This window comes from Polaromonas sp. P4_F4 (assembly GCF_056401355.1).
This window is the reverse complement of record NZ_JBFUJO010000004.1, coordinates 1-16,547: the sequence shown is the minus strand read 5'-3', so window position 1 is coordinate 16,547 and position 16,547 is coordinate 1. Positions and strand designations below refer to the sequence as shown.

Sequence of the window (16,547 nt, the reverse complement as noted above, 5' to 3'; positions counted from 1 at the left end):
CGCCCACAATAATGCTCCGCTTTATTTTTACCCGGTTCAGCCTGATCATCCCCACTTTTTTGGGCATGACACTGCTGGCCTTTTTTCTGATCCGCCTGGTGCCGGGCGACCCCATCGAAACCCTCGCTGGGGAGCGTGGCATTGATCCGGTGCGGCATGCACAGCTGCTCAAGGAATACGGCCTGGACCGGCCGATTCTGGTGCAGTACGGCATCTACATCGGCCGCGTGCTCAATGGCGATCTCGGCAAATCCCTCATCACGCAGGAACCCGTGCTGCGTGAATTCCTGACGCTTTTCCCCGCCACCATCGAACTGGCTCTCTGCGCGATTGTGTTCGCCCTGGTGATCGGCATTCCTGCCGGCATTCTGGCCGCGGTCAAGCGCAACTCGATACTGGACCACGGGGTCATGGGCGTCTCCCTGACCGGTTACTCCATGCCGATTTTCTGGTGGGGCCTGCTGCTGATCCTGCTTTTTTCGGTGCAGCTCGGCTGGACCCCTGTCTCGGGCCGTATGGCGGTGCAGTACTTCATTGAACCCACGACCGGCTTCCTGCTCATCGACTCGCTACTGTCGGAGGACAAAGGCGCATTCTGGTCGGCTGCATCGCACCTGATTTTGCCGATGATTGTGCTGGGGACCAACCCGCTGGCGGTGATCGCACGCATGACGCGCTCGGCCATGCTGGAAGTGCTGGGTGAAGACTACATCCGGACCGCACGCGCCAAGGGTCTTTCCAACCTGCGCGTCGTCGCCCTGCATGCCCTGCGCAATGCCTTGATCCCGGTGGTGACCGTGATCGGCCTGCAGGTCGGCGTCCTGTTCACGGGGGCCATCCTCACCGAGACCATCTTTTCCTGGCCCGGCGTCGGCAAATGGCTGATCGAAGCCATCAGCCGCCGCGACTACCCGGTCCTGCAAGGCGGCATCCTGCTGCTGGGCGCGATCGTGATGGCGGTCAACCTGCTGGTGGACATCACCTACGGCATCATCAACCCACGCATCAGGTATCAGCGATGAGCACGGCCACCTTGAAAACAGCAACCGTTGCGCCGGGTACACCACCGGCACCGCCGCATCCGCTGCGCGAGTTCTGGAGCTACTTCAGCTCCAACCGCGGCGCCGTCATGGGCCTGATCATTGTGGTCGGTGTTCTGCTGGTCGCACTTTTCGCGCCCTGGCTGGCGCCGCACCCACCCAACATCACCAACAATGCGGTGTTTCTCAAACCCCCTGCCTGGCAGACGGGCGGATCGTGGACCTACCCCCTGGGCACCGACGCGATCGGCCGCGACATCCTGTCGCGCCTGATGCACGGCGCCCGCCTGTCCCTGGTTATCGGGCTGGCCGTGGTTACGCTGTCGGTGGTGGTCGGGACCGTGCTGGGCCTGCTGTCGGGATTTTTCCGCGGCATCTTCGAGATCGCGGTCATGCGCCTGATGGACATCATCCTGACCCTGCCCAGCCTGCTGCTGGCCATCGTCATCGTGGCCATCCTGGGCCCCGGCCTGATGAATGCGATGCTGGCCGTCGCCATCGTGGTGCTGCCGCATTACGTGCGCATTACCCGCGCGGCGGTGATTGCCGAAACCTCCCGTGACTACGTTACCGCCGCGCGCATGAGCGGTGCCAGCCGCGCCCGCCTGATGTTCAGCGAAATCCTTCCGAACTGCACGGCGCCCCTGATCGTGCAAGCCTCGCTGGGGGTGTCCACCGCCATCCTGGATGCGGCGGCGCTGGGCTTTCTGGGTCTTGGCGCCCAGCCGCCCTCCCCGGAATGGGGCACCATGCTGGCTGACGCCCGCGAATTCGTGCTGCGTGCCTGGTGGGTGGTGACTTTCCCCGGCCTCGCGATTTTGATCACTGTGCTGGCCTTCAACCTGCTCGGAGACGGACTGCGCGATGCGTTCGATCCAAAACTTAAACGATGAACAAGATCCACCCACCCCTCATGAGCCTCTTCGCAAGTAACAGCGCGGAACCGGCTTCGCCGGGCCGCAGCTGTTGCCCCCGGAGGGGGGATCCGGCTACACGAAGTGAGCCGAGAAGGGGGAGTTACTAAACATGGCCCTGCTTGAAATAGAAAACCTGTCCGTCGAGTTTCCCTCGCAAAACGGCATCATGTACGCCGTTGACGGCGTCAGCCTGTCGCTCGAAGAAGGCGAAGTGCTGGGTATCGTCGGTGAATCCGGCTCCGGAAAAAGCGTCACCATGATGGCGCTGATGGGGCTCGTGGCCTATCCGGGACGGGTTCGCGCCGACAAACTCCGCTTTGCCGGCCATGACCTGCTATCCCTGTCGGCCAGCGAGCGCAGCAAGCTCACCGGCAAAGACGTGGCCATGATTTTTCAGGAGCCCACGACCAGCCTGAACCCCTGCTTCACCGTCGGCTTTCAAATCACCGAAACCCTGCGCCTGCATTTGGGCATGGACCGCAAGGCCGCCACGCGCAAGGCCATAGAACTGCTCGAGCAGGTTGGTATCAATTCGCCCGAAAGCCGCTTGAAAGCCTATCCGCACCAGCTGTCGGGCGGCATGAATCAGCGCGTGATGATCGCCATGGCCATTGCCTGCAATCCGCGCCTGCTGATTGCCGACGAACCCACCACAGCCCTGGATGTGACCATCCAGGCGCAAATCCTGGACCTGCTGCGCAGCCTGCAAAAGGAGCGCGGCATGGCCCTGGTGCTCATTACCCACAACATGGGCGTGGTATCCGAAATGGCGCAACGTGTAGCCGTCATGTATGCCGGCCAGATCATGGAAGAGCAAAGCTCGCACGCGCTTTTCAACACCCCCCAGCACCCCTATACCGAAGCGCTGCTGTCAGCCCTGCCGGAGCGCAGCGATGGCAGCACCCGCCTGGCGACCATCCCCGGCATGGTGCCCGGCCTTTACGATCGGCCAGCCGGCTGCCTGTTTGCGCCGCGTTGCGCCTACGCCACCGAGCATTCGCGCACCGAGCGCCCGTTGCTGCGCGCCTGGAAAGACGGCAAGGTGCGCTGCCACTATCCGCTGGGTGACCCCGACCGTGAAGCGGCCATACTGCGCGACACCCCTGTGCTGGTGGAGGAGGCACCATGAGCGCGCTGCAAGATGCCCCGGCGCTGTCAGCGCTGGCAGCGCAGCCCGTGGTGGAAGCCCGGGATCTCAAGCGCGTTTATGAAATACGGCGCGGCTTCATGCGCGCCCCCGATCACCTGCAGGCCGTCGGCGGCGTCTCCTTTGCAGTCCATGCCGGCAAGACACTGGCCGTCGTGGGGGAATCGGGCTGCGGCAAGTCCACGCTGGCGCGCATGGTTTCCCTCATTGAAACCCCTACCAGCGGCCAGCTGCGCATCAAGGGCGTAGATGCGGTCACCGCACGTCACGAAGAGCGCCAGGGCCTTCGCAAGGCTGTGCAGCTGGTGTTCCAGAACCCTTACGGCTCGCTCAATCCGCGCAAGAAGGTCGGCGCCATTCTGGAAGCACCGCTCGAAATCAATACCGACCTGTCTCCCGCCGACCGTGCCGCGCGCGCGCGCGCCATGCTCGCCAAGGTGGGCCTGCGCCCCGAGCACTATGACCGATATCCCCACATGTTTTCGGGGGGGCAGCGCCAGCGCATCGCCATCGCACGCGCCCTGATGCTCAACCCCACCCTGGTGGTGGCCGACGAACCGGTGTCGGCGCTGGACGTGTCAATTCAGGCCCAGGTGCTGAACCTGCTGGCCGACCTGCAGCAGTCGATGGGGCTGGCCTACCTGTTCATCTCGCATGACCTGGGCGTGGTGCGCCACATTGCCCACGATGTACTGGTGATGTACCTCGGCCATGCGGTCGAGCAAGGCGAAAAAAACGCGCTGTTCGCGCAGCCACTGCATCCTTACACCCAGGCCTTGCTGGCATCCACACCAGGCCTGGCTGGCAGCACTGGGGTCAGGCACCGCATTGTGCTCAAGGGCGAATTGCCCTCACCGCTCAATCCGCCCACGGGCTGCGTGTTTTCCACCCGTTGCCCCCATGTGACCGATCGATGCCGTGCCGAAAGGCCGGTTCTGCGCGAAGTGGCAGGCCGGCAGGTGGCTTGCCACTATGCAGAAAATTTCATTACCGCGTGATATGGTGCAGTACAAACCATGTATTGCCCCATGCCACGTTTTTCAAAGACCGGGGAGCGCAGAACACAATTCGCGCAAACTGGCCGCCAGCCCGCTGCATCGCAGCATTAACCCCCAAAGGGAGTCCATCAAATGATTCAGACCAAACCAAGTGCAAGCCGGCTACGCCCGGTCCAGCGCGCATTGCTGTGCGCGGTCGCCCTGCCAGCATTGCTGGCGCTCACGCCAGTCTCCGCCAAGACGCTGGTGTTCTGCTCTGAAGGCAGTCCTGAAAACTTCTACCCCGGTATCAACACCACGGGTACCTCGTTTGATGCCAACGAACCGATCTACAACCGCATCGTGGAGTTCGAGCGTGGTGGCACCAAGGTCATTCCCGGTCTGGCCGAGAAATGGGACATTTCCGCCGACGGCAAGGAGTACACCTTCTACCTGCGCAAAGGTGTGAAATGGCATAACACCAACAAGGGTTTCAAACCCACGCGCGACTTCAATGCCGACGACGTGCTGTTCATGTTCGAGCGCCAGTGGAAGGAAGACAACGCCTTCTTCAAGGTTACCAGCCCTAACCACTCCTACTTCAGCGACATGGGCATGCCCAAGCTGCTGAAATCGGTGCAAAAAGTCAACGACTACACCGTCAAGGTCACGCTTGACAAACCTGAAGCGCCATTCCTGTCCAACCTGGCCATGCCTTATGCAGCGGTGCAGTCCAAGGAATATGCCGACGCCATGCTCAAGGCCGGCACGCCTGAAAAAATTGACCAGGACCCTATTGGTACCGGCCCCTTTTACCTGGTGCAGTACCAGAAAGACGCGATCATTCGCTACAAGGCGTTCCCCGCACACTGGGCCGGCAAAGCGAAAATTGACGACCTGGTTTACGCCATCACCCCGGACGCGTCGGTACGATGGGCGAAGCTGCAAAAGGGCGAGTGCCATGTCATGCCCTACCCCGCTCCGGCTGACCTCGAGGCCATCCGCAAGGACCCGAATATCCAGGTCATCGAGCAGCCCGGTTTGAACGTGGGCTATATGGCTTACAACACCACGAAAAAACCGTTCGATGACGTGCGCGTTCGCAAGGCCATCAACATGTCCATCAACAAGAAAGCCATTGTTGACGGCGTGTACCTGGGCACCGGCATTCCCGCGAAAAACCCGATCCCACCGTCGATGGCTGCCTACAACGACAGTATCAAGGACGATGCGTACAACCCTGAAGCCGCCAAAAAACTCCTGGCAGAAGCAGGCTACCCGAACGGTTTCACCACCGATTTGTGGGCCATGCCGGTACAGCGCCCCTACAACCCCAACGCCAAACGCATTGCCGAGCTGATGCAGGCGGATCTGGTCAAAGTGGGCGTCACGGCCGAGATCAAGAGCTTTGAGTGGGGCGAGTACCGCAAGCGCCTGCAGGCGGGCGAGCACCAGATGGGCATGCTGGGCTGGACCGGCGACAACGGCGATCCGGACAACTTCATGTACACCCTGCTCGGTTGCGCTTCGGCCCAGTCCGCCAGTGGTTCCAACATCGCCAAGTTCTGCTACCAGCCTTATGAAGATCTGGTCCTGAAAGCCAAGACTGTCACCAACCCGGCTGAGCGCACCAAGCTCTACCAGCAGGCGCAGGTCATCTTTAAAGAGCAGGCTCCCTGGTTCACCATTGCCCATGCGGTGCAGCTCAAGCCGGTACGCAAGAGCGTGATCGACTTCAAGAACAGCCCGTTTGGTCGCCACAACTTCTACGGCGTCGACATCAAGGAATAGGCCGTAGCGGGATGGGAAACGCCGGGGTTCTCCCGGGCGTCCTCCAAAACGCTGAAGCGTAAGATGCCCTCCTGGGATCCGGGAGGGTTTTTTTTTGCCAGGTCAACGCTCCACTCCAGCGTGCTCTTGCCGCTCTTCCACCGCTTGCAAGAGGACAGGATTTACGCCAAGCCTTGCAAGGGGCCACAATGCACCGACCTGGGGTAGGCCCGTCGCCAAAGGGCTTCTGTGAAGGTCATGCCCAAACCATAGGCGAGATGATCCATGCTGGAGTATTTGGTCAACCTGATCGGACGCCTGGGGCAATGGGGCTACCTGGTTGTCTTCCTTGGAGCGATGCTTGAATCAGCAGCTTTTTTGGGATTGCTCATTCCAGGAGAGAGTCTTGTGTTGGTTGCAGGCTTCTTTGCGGCACAAGGCTTGCTCGATGTCGATGTGCTGATCATCACCGTCGCGATGGGGGCGGCGCTGGGCGACAGCATTGGCTACGAATTGGGGCGCCGGATGGGGCGTCCGGCATTGGTTCGCTATGGCAGTCACTTCGGACTGACTGAGGCGCGCGTCGGTAAAGCGGATGCTTTTTTTACACGGCACGGTAGCAAGGCAGTGTTCCTCGGGCGATTCGTTGGCTTTGCCCGCGCCCTGGTGCCCTTCCTTGCCGGCTCGTCCCGAATGACCTACCGGAAGTTCCTGTCCTATAACGCTGGCGGTGCGGTACTGTGGGCCTCTGGTGTGGTGTTGCTGGGGTACTTTTTGGGCGCCAGCTGGCAGACGGCTGAGCGATGGATCGGACGCGCCAGCGCCATCCTTGGCGGCATCGTGGTGTTCGTGTTGTTGCTTGTCTGGCTGTGGCGCTGGACGGTGCGGCATGAGACCGCAATCAAACAAGCCTGGACTGGTTTTCTTCAGCGCCCACGCGTTAAGGCATTGCGCCACCGCTTTGCGCCACAAATTGCGTTTGTACAGGCCAGGTTGTCGCCCCAAAGCTATCTTGGGTTGCAGCTGACCATAGGGGCAACAGTTCTGATCGGCGCAAGCTGGTTATTTGGCGGGATTACAGAAGACGTGATAACCGGCGACCCGCTGACTCTCGTCGATTTGCAAGTGGCGCAATGGTTTCATGCCCATTCCACAGAACGGTTGACCCGGGCAATGCTGGCGGTGACTCATCTACACGACCCAATTTCCATCGCGCTGGCTGTAGCGTTGATCGCAGCCTGTCTGGCCTGGAAGCGGAACTGGTACTGGCTGATCTGCGTGAGCATGGCAGTCCCGTTCGGAATGCTGCTAAATGTTTTCATGAAGTATGCAATTCACCGGGCGCGCCCCAGCTTCGACAACCCGCTGGTGGTGCTGACGACTTACAGCTTTCCCAGCGGTCATGTCGCTGGAGCGACCTTGTTTTATGGCGTCATAGCGGCAATGCTGATAACGAAAATCAACGCCTGGCGCTGGCGTGTCATGGTGGTACTCGTTGCGATCACGCTGGTGGCACTGGTAGCGCTGACGCGTGTGTATCTCGGTGTTCATTACCTCAGTGATGTGCTGGCAGCGTTTGCGGAAGGAATTGCCTGGTTGACGCTATGCCTTACCGGAATGCACACCTATTGGGAGCACCGTTTTTCCGGACAAGGCAAGAAATAGCAAAGACGGTTATAGATCGTTATAGACCAATAGCCCATATAAAACCTCGATAGCTTGCTATTTTTTTTGTAGCGATTGAGTCAATGCAGTCTGAGTAATTGACGACAGCGTGCCGCGCGTGGTGATGACTTCCGGGTCCAGCGTGACCTCGATCACCGTGCCCTCCTTGCGCGCCAGTGCGGCCAGCAGCTCGGCCTCGAATTCGGCGGTGCGCGCGATGCGCACACCCGCATAGCCGTAGGCACGCGCCAGGGCGGCGAAGTCCGGGTTGTTCAGGCGGGAGCCGCTCTCGTGCTGCGGGTACTCCCTTTCCTGGTGCATGCGTATGGTTCCGTACATACCGTTGTTGAGCAGCACGATGATGCTTTTGGCGCCATGCTGCACCGCTGTGGCCAGCTCCTGGCCGTTCATCAGGAAGTCGCCGTCGCCCGCAATCGTGAAAGCCACCCGGCCGGTCGTGATGGCCGCCGCAATGCCCGCCGGCACACCATAACCCATGGCGCCCACGGTGGGCGCCAGCTGCGTCTTGTGGCCCTTGACGAGGCCGTGGTGCCGGTAGAAGCGGTGCACCCAGCTCGCGAAGTTGCCCGCGCCGTTGGTCAGTACCGCATCTTCCGGCAAATGCTTTTGCAACAGGCCGACGATGGCAGGCATGTCGATATCGCCCGGCAGATTGGCCGAAGGCGTCGGCTTGAGGTTTTCCAGATAGTCCTCGTTCGCCGACGCCGTCCAGGCCTCCCAGGCTACCGTCACCGGCGCCGTCAGCACCTCCAGCGAGCGCGCAGCGGCATTCATGGTGGCGTTGATGGCCAGGTCGGCCTGGTAGACGCGGTTGAGCTCTTCGGCACTTGAATGGATGTGCACCAGCTTCTGCTTGGGCCGGGGCGCTTCCAGCAAGGTGTAATTGCCGGTCGTCATTTCCCCCAGGCGCGGGCCGATGGCGAGGATGAGGTCGCTGGCCTTGATGCGCGCGGCCAGTTTGGGGTTGAGGCCGATTCCCACGTCGCCGGCGTATTGCGGATGGTGGTTGTCAAACGTGTCCTGGAAACGAAAGGCGTTGCCCACCGGCAGTTTCCAGTTTTCGGCAAAGCGCTGCAAGGCCTGCGCCGACTGCGGCGTCCAGCCGCCGCCCCCGGCAATGACAAACGGCCGCTGCGATTGGAGCAGCATCTCGCGCAGCGTACGCACGGAGCCGGGGTCGCTCCAGGCCTGGACCGCCTCCACGCGGGGCAAGGGCTGGGCGCCGGTCATCTGCGTCAGCATGTCTTCAGGCAACACCAGCACGACCGGACCGGGCCTGCCGTTCATGGCCGTCGCAAAAGCACGCGCCACATACTCGGGAATCCGGTCGGCGTCGTCAATGCGCTCCACGCGCTTGGCAAAGCCCTTGGTGCTTGGTCCGAAAAAGCTGGCGTAATCCACCTCCTGGAAGGCCTCCCGGTCGCGGCAGTCGCTGGCCACATCGCCCACCAGCAGCACCATGGGCGTCGAGTCCTGAAACGCGGTGTGGACACCGATGGAAGCGTTGGTGGCGCCCGGCCCACGCGTCACCATGCAAACGCCCGGCCGGCCGGTGAGCTTGCCGTGCGCCTCGGCCATGAAGGCCGCACCGCCCTCCTGGCGGCAGGTGATGAATTCAATCTGGCCCTGACGTGCATGCAAGCCGTCAAGGACGGCCAGGTAGCTTTCACCGGGTACGCCAAACGCATGGGTAACGCCCTGGGCAATCAGGCAGTCAACGAGAAGGTGGCCCGCAAGTTGTGTAGTCATGGGCCGTATTGTGCCGCGCTGGGAAATTGCCCCCACGCTTGTCACTTCGTGTACTGCGCGAGGCCTTGCAGGCCGCGGCTCGCGAGACGCTTCGCCTCTGTCGCCCGTCCAAGCCTGCGCAGGCAGGCTTGGAGCCGCGGGCTCCAGCCCCTCGGGGGCCGTTTTCCTTGGGGCGGCCCTGTGGAAAAATGCCGCCGTGCTTTCAGGGTCCTATTCGTCCTGAGCCTGTCGAAGGATGCTCCAAGGAGGCTGTACTTGCCCGGGCCGCCCAATCAGATCAGTTCGGATAGGGGGCGCACTGCTGCCGTATCGACCGGGGGAAATGCGCTACTCGGGCGTGTTGTTGTCGCTGTCTGCACCGCCGGCTGCCAGTGCCTGCTTGGCCAGCTCTTCGTCACTCAACGGTGGCGCATCCTCAAGAGCCGCCAGTTCTTCAAGAAACTCCTGCGTCGGCTCTTCATGCTCCAGCAGCACTTCTTCAAGCTTTTGCTGGCCAGTCTCGACATGTACCGAAGGTGAATGCAGTGCAGTGGGCGGCACAGGAAATTTCTCGCCGAGTTCGAATTTCAGCGCCTGTGATTTCTCGTCGACCCAATGCGCGAAATCGCCGCCTTGGGGGGGATTCGAATTGCTCATGCCGTCATCTCCTTGCTTGCGTTGCGGTTCCGGCGCGGGTGGCCGGCTCTGCTCCGGCTTCATTATGGCGCTATGTTCGACGCAGTGGTAGTACCCCAATAGATTCACAGATTCACGCGTCAGGGCTTATGAGCGGTCAGCCGCCCGGCGACCGTGAAGCGCCCGCCGCCTTGGGGCGTGAGCACCACCATCTCCGCCATGCCGGGTGAAATGCCGGTTAGCGCCGCGATGGTGGAGCCGTGCGAAACCAGCACCGTGTTGCCGCCCGCAGGTAGCTGGCTGGCCAGCGGTTTGAGCTCAGCCACCTGACGGGCCGCCAGCTCCGGACGGCCAAACAGGTTGCCCAGCGCCGGCGAGATCTCGGGGGCCTTGCCGAAGGCCAGCCTGGCGGTTTCGGTGCAACGGCACCATGGGCTGGAGAGCAGCTTCCCCACCGCAACGCCTCGGGTACGGAAAGCGTCGCCAAGCTGCCGCGCATGGGCGCGGCCCTCGTCGTTCAGGTTGCGCTGCGTGCTGCAATCGCCGAGCGTCATTCCCTCCGGGTCGCCCACGCCCGGGGTCGTCAGCGCGTGCCGGATCAGGATAACCTGGCCGCCGCCCTTGAGCAGCGACCACAGCGCTTCATCGGCCGACGCGAACGGCGTCCAGGCCAGCGCGGCAAGCAACAGCGGGAGCAGCCGCGCGATTCGGCTCAGGTTCATCATGCAGTCTCCGTAGGATGGGCATTGATTGGTATTCATACTACGCCGCCCGCCTTGTCCCTGCCCTTGTCCCTGTGTTAGTGTGGTGTTGCACGCTATCAGGCACATAAAACCGCGCTTTTTTTCCCATGGCCGCGTTGCAAATCCTCGCCATGGTTGGGCTATGGCTGCGGTTTTCGCCTTGCCCTGAACAAAAATCCATCGGTTTTATGGGTACCTGCAAGCATGCAACACCACACCGGTCTGGAAAAATGAGACGCCGCACCCTGCTGCTGCACCTGCTTCCCGCGTCAAGCGCGCTGGGCATGGTGGGAGCCTACGCACAAAACGCTGCGCCGTCACTGCCGATGTCCAGGCCCGTTCCCTCGTCCGGCGAACAGATTCCGGTGGTCGGGCTGGGCAGCTGGATCACCTTCAACGTCGGCAACGACCGCCCGGCGCGCGCGCATTGCGCCGAGGTCATGCGCCATTTTTTCGATGCCGGCGGCCGCCTGATCGATTCCTCGCCGATGTACGGCTCCTCGCAAGGCGTGATTGGCGATGGCCTGCAAAAACTCTCGGTACAGCAGCGCGTCTTTTCCGCCGACAAGGTCTGGACTTCCTCGGCCGGGGCGGCGCAGATCGAGATGTCGCGCCGGCTCTGGCGGCTGCCTCGTTTCGACCTGCTGCAGGTTCACAACCTGGTGGCCTGGCAGGAACAGCTGCCACTGCTGCAGGCCATGAAAGCCGCAGGCCAACTGCGTTACGTGGGAATCACCACCTCGGAGGGGCGCCGCCACCACGAGATGGAACAGATCATGCGCGGCCACCGTATTGACTTCGTACAGCTCAGCTACAACCTGCTCGATCGCGAGGCTGAAGAGCGGCTGCTGCCGCTGGCGCGCGAGCGTGGCATCGCCGTGCTGGTCAACCGGCCGTTCCGCCAAGGCGCCCTGCTGCACCAGCTGCAGCGCCATCCGCTACCGGCCTGGGCCAGCGAGATCGACTGCGCGAACTGGGCCCAGTTCGCGCTGAAGTTCATCGTCTCTCACCCCGCGGTGACCTGCGCGATTCCCGCCACCAACCATGTGGCCCACGTGCGCGAAAACATGGGCGCAGCGTTCGGCCGGATGCCTGACGAGGCGTTTCGCAGGCGCATGGCCGCTCACATCGAGAGGCTGTGAGCCATGTCCGAGTGGTGGACCTACCGGCTCTCGGACTTCCTGATGTTTTCACCCGGGACTTATTGGCGCCTGGTCGAGCTCTACAACCGCGATGTCTGGCCGGCGCAGCTGGTCGCACTCGCCGCCGGCCTCGCCTCGCTTTGGCTGGCCGGGACCCGGCGCGCCGGTGCAGGCCGTGTGCTCACGGCCCTGCTCGCCGCGGCCTGGCTCTGGGTGGGCTGGGCCTTTCATTGGCAGCGCTACTCAACGATCAACTGGGCGGCGCCCTACTTCGCCGTGGCGTTCGCCGTCCAGGCCGTGCTGCTTGTTGCCCTGGGGGTGTTGCTCCGCGACGCGCACGCACCGACCGCCGGCGTCACCGTGCAACGCCTCGGCTGGCTGCTGGCCGTGACGGGCGTGGTGCTCTACCCGCTGGCCGGGCTGCTCGCTGGCCACCCGCTGCGCCAAGCGGAGGTGTTCGGTATGGCGCCGGAGCCGACAGCACTGGCCAGCCTGGGCCTGCTGCTGGCCAGCGGGCACCCGCCATCACGCGCCCTCCGCTGCTTGCTGGCCATCATTCCCACGCTTTCCCTGCTGGCGGGCGCGGCGACCTTGTGGTCGATGGCTGGCTGATCGCCTTATTCCATTTCTAACTCGATACGAGATGAGGCGCACCGCCGCAGACAGTGCTGTAACGGCCAAGGCGGGGCAACGACATATCGTGTTGAAGCAGGAACGGAATCAGTACGCCACCGCGTAGCGATAGCCGCGATACTTCAGCACCGCGGTCTTGGCACGGATCTGCTCCAGCACCACGCCCGGGGCCGGCACTGCGCCTTCGCCCACCACCTGGCCGTTGACAATCAGCATGCGCTGCGCTGGGTTGTCGGAATAGACGCCGCCGCTGATGGCCAGCTTGGGCAGGTCACGCTGTACATCGGCCGGCAATTCATTGACGGACAGCAAGCGATCAGGGGCTGCCGCTGCGGGCGCCGGTGAGGAAGCCGCCAGCGCCGGAGCCGGCTTTCGCGCTTCACGCAAAGGAACCGCGGGCGGGGCCACAGGCGCGGCGGGCGGTGGTGCTGCGGGCAACACCTCGGTCGCCGGCAGAGGCCTGATCACGGCAGGCGCCGGGGACGTGCCGGTCCCTGCAGCGGGCAAATACACGGCCGGTGGCGCGTCAGGCCCGGCCAGCTGCCATGCCGCCACAGCCAGCAAGCCGGCGCCGATGACCACTGCCCCTCCCAGCCAAAACCGGGTCTGAGGGCCTTCAGGTGGCTCGAGTGCCGACATCTGCAAGGGCTGAGCATGGATGCCCCGTGCCGGGTCGCGTTCGCGCTGGGCGTCGGCTTTCCGAAGTGCGTCGAGAATGTAAGACATGGGGTCAAGGCCCGGTTCGAAGGCGCGGCTCGTCCACGCCGGCCGTGCGATTGAGCTGCATAAAAGTCAACGGCCCGAGTCGGCCGTCCGTGGGCAGGCCCTGGGCCAGTTGAAAAGTGCGCAGGCGAGCTCTGAGCGAGGCATCCAGCACGGGCCGGCCCGCCTGCGGCGCCGTGCCATCCACCGCGGTCAACCGGGTCGCAACCCATTCGACCACCGGACCGTGCTGACCATCAAGGGGGCGGCCTCCATAACCGGCGGGTGAACGCCAGAGCGTGGAAAAGTCGCCTTGCCAGCGCGCGGCCAGCGCGGCCAGTGTGACGGTCTGCTCGGTGCCTCCGGCGCGCAAGGTGGCGCTGTCGTCTGTCAGGGCGGTGAGCAAGGCAAAGGAAGGCGAGCCGCTCTGGCTGTCGAGCTTGACGATGCCGGGGCGGCCCAGCTGGCGGATCAGGGCCAGACTGGTGTTGCTGCTGAAGCACCGCACCTGCTCGCGCTGCAGCGCCTGGCAGGGGTCGCCCTCCCCGGGGGTCAGTTTCCAGGCCTGCGCCAGTTCGCGCCAGGCCTGGCCTTCGTCGCGCAGCAAGGTGGGGGGCGGTGCGGGCGGAGCGAGGGTTGCGTCGGCTGCCGCAGCGGCCACCACCGGTCCGGAGGCCGCAACCGCTGCAATCTCGGACGCTTGCTGCGCTTGCGGCACCTGCGTCGCAAGGCGGGCCGTGGCGAGCAGCCCGGCGCCGGCGGCGACACTCAGGCCCACCAAGGCAAGGCTGCGCTGCCAACGCCATGGTGCGCGCACCGGCTGGTCGAACACCTCGTCCGCCGCCTTGTTGACGATGCCGCGGTTGACCGTGGCCTGGCCGCCCGCAAAGGCTCCCAGCAAGGCACGATCGCACAACAGGTTGATGCGGCGGGGCACGCCGCGCGCCCGCTGGTAAATGCGTTTGAGCGCCTTGCGATCGAACGGCAGCGCGCGATTCAGGCCCGACACTTCAAGGCGGTGCAGGATGTACTGCGCCGTCTCGGCCTCGGTGAGTGCATCGAGGTGAAAGCGTGCGATTACGCGCTGAGCCAGTTGCTCCAGTTCGGGCCGCTGCAGCATGGTGCGCAGCTCGGGCTGGCCGATCAGGACGATCTGCAGCAGCTTGCGCTCGCTGGTTTCCAGGTTGGTGAGCAGGCGCAGCTGCTCCAGCACCTCGGCAGACAGGTTCTGCGCCTCGTCAATGATCAGCACGTTGTTCTGCCCGGCGGCATGGGCCTGCAGCAGGAAGGTGTTGAGCGGGTCGAGGTAGTCCTTGACCGTGAGCGGCAGCAGCTCTTTTTGCGGCACCGTGACGTGGAACTCGTCGCAGATCGACTGCAGCAGCTCGGTTACCGTGAGCTTGGGATTGAAGATGTAGGCGACGTTGCAGTGGGCCGGAATCTGCTCCAGAAAGCAGCGGCACACCGTGGTCTTGCCAGTGCCGATCTCGCCGGTCAGCAGCACAAAGCCACCGCTGCCGCCCAGCCCGTACAGCAGGTGCGCCAGTGCTTCGCGATGCCGGTCGCTCATAAACAGCAGCCGCGGATCGGGAGCGAGCGAAAACGGCGCCTGTGTCAGGCCGAAAAATGGCATGTACATGGCTGCAAAGGATACCGCACCACCATCGCCGGGCGCTAGTCATAAACAACGCGCGCCGCGCCGGCGGCTACGCTCCCCGTAGCAACAATGTCACCAATGGCGCACTCCTGGTGGGACGCCTGCGCGCCCAGGCGCCCCGACCGATACCCCCAGAGCCCTTTTGAACAAAGAGCCTCCGGCCGGCATCACGGGTTTATGCGTCGACAGTCAACCTGTTTGCGCTCAGCAGATTGGTGATGATCGCCTGGTCATTCGCACCCACCAACTGGATGTTGTCCAAAACGATTGTCTGGTCTACCGAGCCGCCGACACCAGAGGATTTAACCGAAATTGTCGTATCGCCAGTTGTCGAATTGAAGTTGAAATCCAGATAGGCGTCCAGACTCACAGCTGTTGCATGTTCGCCCTGCAGGAGATCCTTCAAATCCAGCTTGTCGGCGCCGCCAGGTACCCAGTCCGTGATCGTATCGACTGGAACAGATGAAGAACTGGCATCCGCCAGCGTCCATTTGAAGATATCAATACCATTCCCACCGGTCAGCGTATCGCTGCCGGAACCACCTGCAAGCGTGTCGTCGTTGTTGCCGCCATCGAGCACGTCGTTCCCTTCGCCACCGTTCAAAACGTCATCGTTCTCATTGCCGAACAGCGTGTCATTGCCACCACCGCCGCGCAGAGTATCGGTGCCGTTGTTACCAATAAAAGTGTCGATGCCAGCGTTGCCGGAAAGGGTGACATCACCGATCAGTGTGTCCCCACCACCAAGTGCATCGATATACGAGAAGTCGTTGCCATCCAGCGTAAAGCTATTAGCGGCAGAGGTAGTGTCAATCACGTTGATCGTGACGCTTCCCGCATCGGCAAGGCTTCCGTCGCTCAAGGTATAGCTGAGGGTATAAGAGCCCGCCGCCGGCGAAGTGCCGGTGATACCGACAAGATGGCCTGCACCGTCATAGGTCGCTGCAAGCCCGGAGGGCAGACCAGTGACTGCGGTGACGAAAAGAGGGTTGCCGTCGGGATCGGTATCGTTGTGGGTGAACCACGATGCCGTGATAACTCCCGCCGCGATTGGGGTGCTGTCGGAGAGCACCCAGACGTCGCTGTTCGCATGGGGTGCAGCATTCACGACATCAGAAGAGCCATTGATCGTCACCGTCACGGTCTGGGTGTCAAAGGCGGCGCTGAGGTCCGTGCTTTTAACCGTGTAGGTCAGCACGAGAGACTGGCCCTCCGCCAGGTAATCGAAGGCCTGCGTCCCCGAGTTGAATGTCCAGGACAGGTTGTGTGTCTCACCCACATCCGCCGTGAGCCCTGATGACGGCACGACATTGAACATGCTCAGCAGTTGAGCGTCCGTCAGCCCAAGTCCCGCGACGGTGCCCGAAGCCGCCACCGACAGTACCGTCGTACTCACGGTATCACTGAGGTCCACGTCAGTGACCGTCAGCGTACCGCCATCGCTCAGACCCGCATTGGTTTCAAGCAGGGTTACCGCCGCGGTGTCGGTCGATACAACCTGAATATTCGGCGTATCGTTGCTGCCGGTGATGGTGATCGTCACCGTCGTGGCCGCCGAGGCGGCGTTGCCCGCCCCCGAGTCGTCGGTGGCCACCACGTTGTACGAGAAGGTGATGGTTTCACCGGCGCGCAGGAAGTCCAGGTTCTGGCTGGCGCTGTAGTCCCAGCTGTCCTGGTCGACCGAGAAGCCGGCCACCAGCGCCGAGGCCACGCCCGCAGCCAGCGTGCCGCCGCTCCAGGCGATGTCGCCGTTGGAGCTCTGGCTCTGG

General features: G+C 62.9%; 14 protein-coding genes. 8 read left to right on the top strand and 6 right to left on the bottom strand.

Going from position 1 to position 16,547, the window contains the following annotated elements; genetic code table 11:
- The first annotated feature begins 11 nt into the window (after nucleotides 1-11).
- The 6 genes from AC1DUR_RS05785 (at nucleotide 12) to AC1DUR_RS05760 (ending at nucleotide 7,516) form a co-directional block, all read left to right on the top strand.
- Nucleotides 12-1,022, top strand: coding sequence for an ABC transporter permease subunit (locus tag AC1DUR_RS05785; RefSeq protein ID WP_477720415.1), 1,011 nt, complete (start codon nucleotides 12-14; stop codon nucleotides 1,020-1,022).
- Nucleotides 1,019-1,933, top strand: coding sequence for an ABC transporter permease subunit (locus tag AC1DUR_RS05780; RefSeq protein ID WP_477720416.1), 915 nt, complete (start codon nucleotides 1,019-1,021; stop codon nucleotides 1,931-1,933). The genes AC1DUR_RS05785 and AC1DUR_RS05780 overlap by 4 nt, the downstream gene beginning before the upstream one ends.
- A 133-nt stretch (nucleotides 1,934-2,066) precedes the next feature.
- Nucleotides 2,067-3,086 (top strand): ABC transporter ATP-binding protein, encoded by a 1,020-nt coding sequence (locus tag AC1DUR_RS05775; protein ID WP_477720417.1) that lies wholly within the window; start codon nucleotides 2,067-2,069, stop codon nucleotides 3,084-3,086.
- Complete coding sequence (locus AC1DUR_RS05770; RefSeq protein WP_477720418.1) at nucleotides 3,083-4,102, top strand: peptide ABC transporter ATP-binding protein; 1,020 nt, start codon at nucleotides 3,083-3,085, stop codon at nucleotides 4,100-4,102. Before AC1DUR_RS05775 ends, AC1DUR_RS05770 begins: the two co-directional genes overlap by 4 nt.
- Nucleotides 4,103-4,234: 132 nt before the next feature.
- Nucleotides 4,235-5,872 carry an ABC transporter substrate-binding protein gene (locus tag AC1DUR_RS05765; RefSeq protein WP_477720419.1) on the top strand — a complete coding sequence of 546 codons (1,638 nt, stop codon included), beginning with the start codon at nucleotides 4,235-4,237 and terminating at the stop codon, nucleotides 5,870-5,872.
- A 264-nt stretch (nucleotides 5,873-6,136) separates the two neighbouring features.
- Entirely contained in the window at nucleotides 6,137-7,516 is a 1,380-nt protein-coding gene (locus AC1DUR_RS05760) for a bifunctional DedA family/phosphatase PAP2 family protein (protein WP_477720420.1), read from the top strand.
- Nucleotides 7,517-7,573: 57 nt separating this feature from the next.
- Here the strand turns inward: AC1DUR_RS05760 and AC1DUR_RS05755 are convergent, their stop codons facing one another.
- The 3 genes from AC1DUR_RS05755 to AC1DUR_RS05745 form a co-directional block, all read right to left on the bottom strand.
- Nucleotides 7,574-9,286, bottom strand: a complete 1,713-nt coding sequence (locus AC1DUR_RS05755; protein ID WP_477720421.1) for a thiamine pyrophosphate-binding protein — start codon at nucleotides 9,284-9,286, stop codon at nucleotides 7,574-7,576.
- Nucleotides 9,287-9,613: 327 nt separating this feature from the next.
- A complete protein-coding gene (locus tag AC1DUR_RS05750) occupies nucleotides 9,614-9,922 on the bottom strand; it encodes a hypothetical protein (protein ID WP_477720422.1) in 309 nt (102 codons plus the stop codon).
- Nucleotides 9,923-10,041: 119 nt separating this feature from the next.
- Complete coding sequence (locus AC1DUR_RS05745; RefSeq protein WP_477721477.1) at nucleotides 10,042-10,623, bottom strand: histidine phosphatase family protein; 582 nt, start codon at nucleotides 10,621-10,623, stop codon at nucleotides 10,042-10,044.
- A gap of 251 nt (nucleotides 10,624-10,874) precedes the next feature.
- Between AC1DUR_RS05745 and AC1DUR_RS05740 the strand changes: the two genes are divergently transcribed.
- The gene (locus tag AC1DUR_RS05740) at nucleotides 10,875-11,786 is read left to right on the top strand and encodes an aldo/keto reductase (protein WP_477720424.1); all 912 of its coding nucleotides are present in this window, start codon (nucleotides 10,875-10,877) and stop codon (nucleotides 11,784-11,786) included.
- Nucleotides 11,787-11,789: 3 nt separating this feature from the next.
- Nucleotides 11,790-12,398, top strand: coding sequence for a DUF6064 family protein (locus AC1DUR_RS05735; RefSeq protein ID WP_477720425.1), 609 nt, complete (start codon nucleotides 11,790-11,792; stop codon nucleotides 12,396-12,398).
- Between the two features lie 108 nt (nucleotides 12,399-12,506).
- Here AC1DUR_RS05735 and AC1DUR_RS05730 read toward each other — a convergent pair whose 3' ends face one another.
- The 3 genes from AC1DUR_RS05730 to AC1DUR_RS05720 all read right to left on the bottom strand — a co-directional run.
- Complete coding sequence (locus AC1DUR_RS05730; RefSeq protein WP_477720426.1) at nucleotides 12,507-13,145, bottom strand: general secretion pathway protein GspB; 639 nt, start codon at nucleotides 13,143-13,145, stop codon at nucleotides 12,507-12,509.
- A 4-nt stretch (nucleotides 13,146-13,149) separates the two neighbouring features.
- Entirely contained in the window at nucleotides 13,150-14,760 is a 1,611-nt protein-coding gene (locus tag AC1DUR_RS05725) for an ExeA family protein (RefSeq protein WP_477720427.1), read from the bottom strand.
- A 193-nt stretch (nucleotides 14,761-14,953) separates the two neighbouring features.
- The coding region (locus AC1DUR_RS05720; RefSeq protein WP_477721476.1) for a type I secretion C-terminal target domain-containing protein at nucleotides 14,954-16,547 on the bottom strand (1,594 nt) is incomplete at its 5' end.

Bases quoted from the DNA above. Each gene is read 5' to 3' on its own strand.
- AC1DUR_RS05765 (WP_477720419.1), top strand. From the start codon at position 4,235: ATGATTCAGACCAAACCAAGTGCAAGCCGGCTACGCCCGGTCCAGCGC.
- AC1DUR_RS05775 (WP_477720417.1), top strand. From the start codon at position 2,067: ATGGCCCTGCTTGAAATAGAAAACCTGTCCGTCGAGTTTCCCTCGCAA.
- AC1DUR_RS05735 (WP_477720425.1), top strand. From the start codon at position 11,790: ATGTCCGAGTGGTGGACCTACCGGCTCTCGGACTTCCTGATGTTTTCA.
- AC1DUR_RS05740 (WP_477720424.1), top strand. From the start codon at position 10,875: ATGAGACGCCGCACCCTGCTGCTGCACCTGCTTCCCGCGTCAAGCGCG.
- AC1DUR_RS05725 (WP_477720427.1), bottom strand. From the start codon at position 14,760: ATGTACATGCCATTTTTCGGCCTGACACAGGCGCCGTTTTCGCTCGCT.
- AC1DUR_RS05755 (WP_477720421.1), bottom strand. From the start codon at position 9,286: ATGACTACACAACTTGCGGGCCACCTTCTCGTTGACTGCCTGATTGCC.
- AC1DUR_RS05780 (WP_477720416.1), top strand. From the start codon at position 1,019: ATGAGCACGGCCACCTTGAAAACAGCAACCGTTGCGCCGGGTACACCA.
- AC1DUR_RS05745 (WP_477721477.1), bottom strand. From the start codon at position 10,623: ATGAACCTGAGCCGAATCGCGCGGCTGCTCCCGCTGTTGCTTGCCGCG.
- AC1DUR_RS05750 (WP_477720422.1), bottom strand. From the start codon at position 9,922: ATGAGCAATTCGAATCCCCCCCAAGGCGGCGATTTCGCGCATTGGGTC.
- AC1DUR_RS05730 (WP_477720426.1), bottom strand. From the start codon at position 13,145: ATGTCTTACATTCTCGACGCACTTCGGAAAGCCGACGCCCAGCGCGAA.
- AC1DUR_RS05770 (WP_477720418.1), top strand. From the start codon at position 3,083: ATGAGCGCGCTGCAAGATGCCCCGGCGCTGTCAGCGCTGGCAGCGCAG.
- AC1DUR_RS05785 (WP_477720415.1), top strand. From the start codon at position 12: ATGCTCCGCTTTATTTTTACCCGGTTCAGCCTGATCATCCCCACTTTT.
- AC1DUR_RS05760 (WP_477720420.1), top strand. From the start codon at position 6,137: ATGCTGGAGTATTTGGTCAACCTGATCGGACGCCTGGGGCAATGGGGC.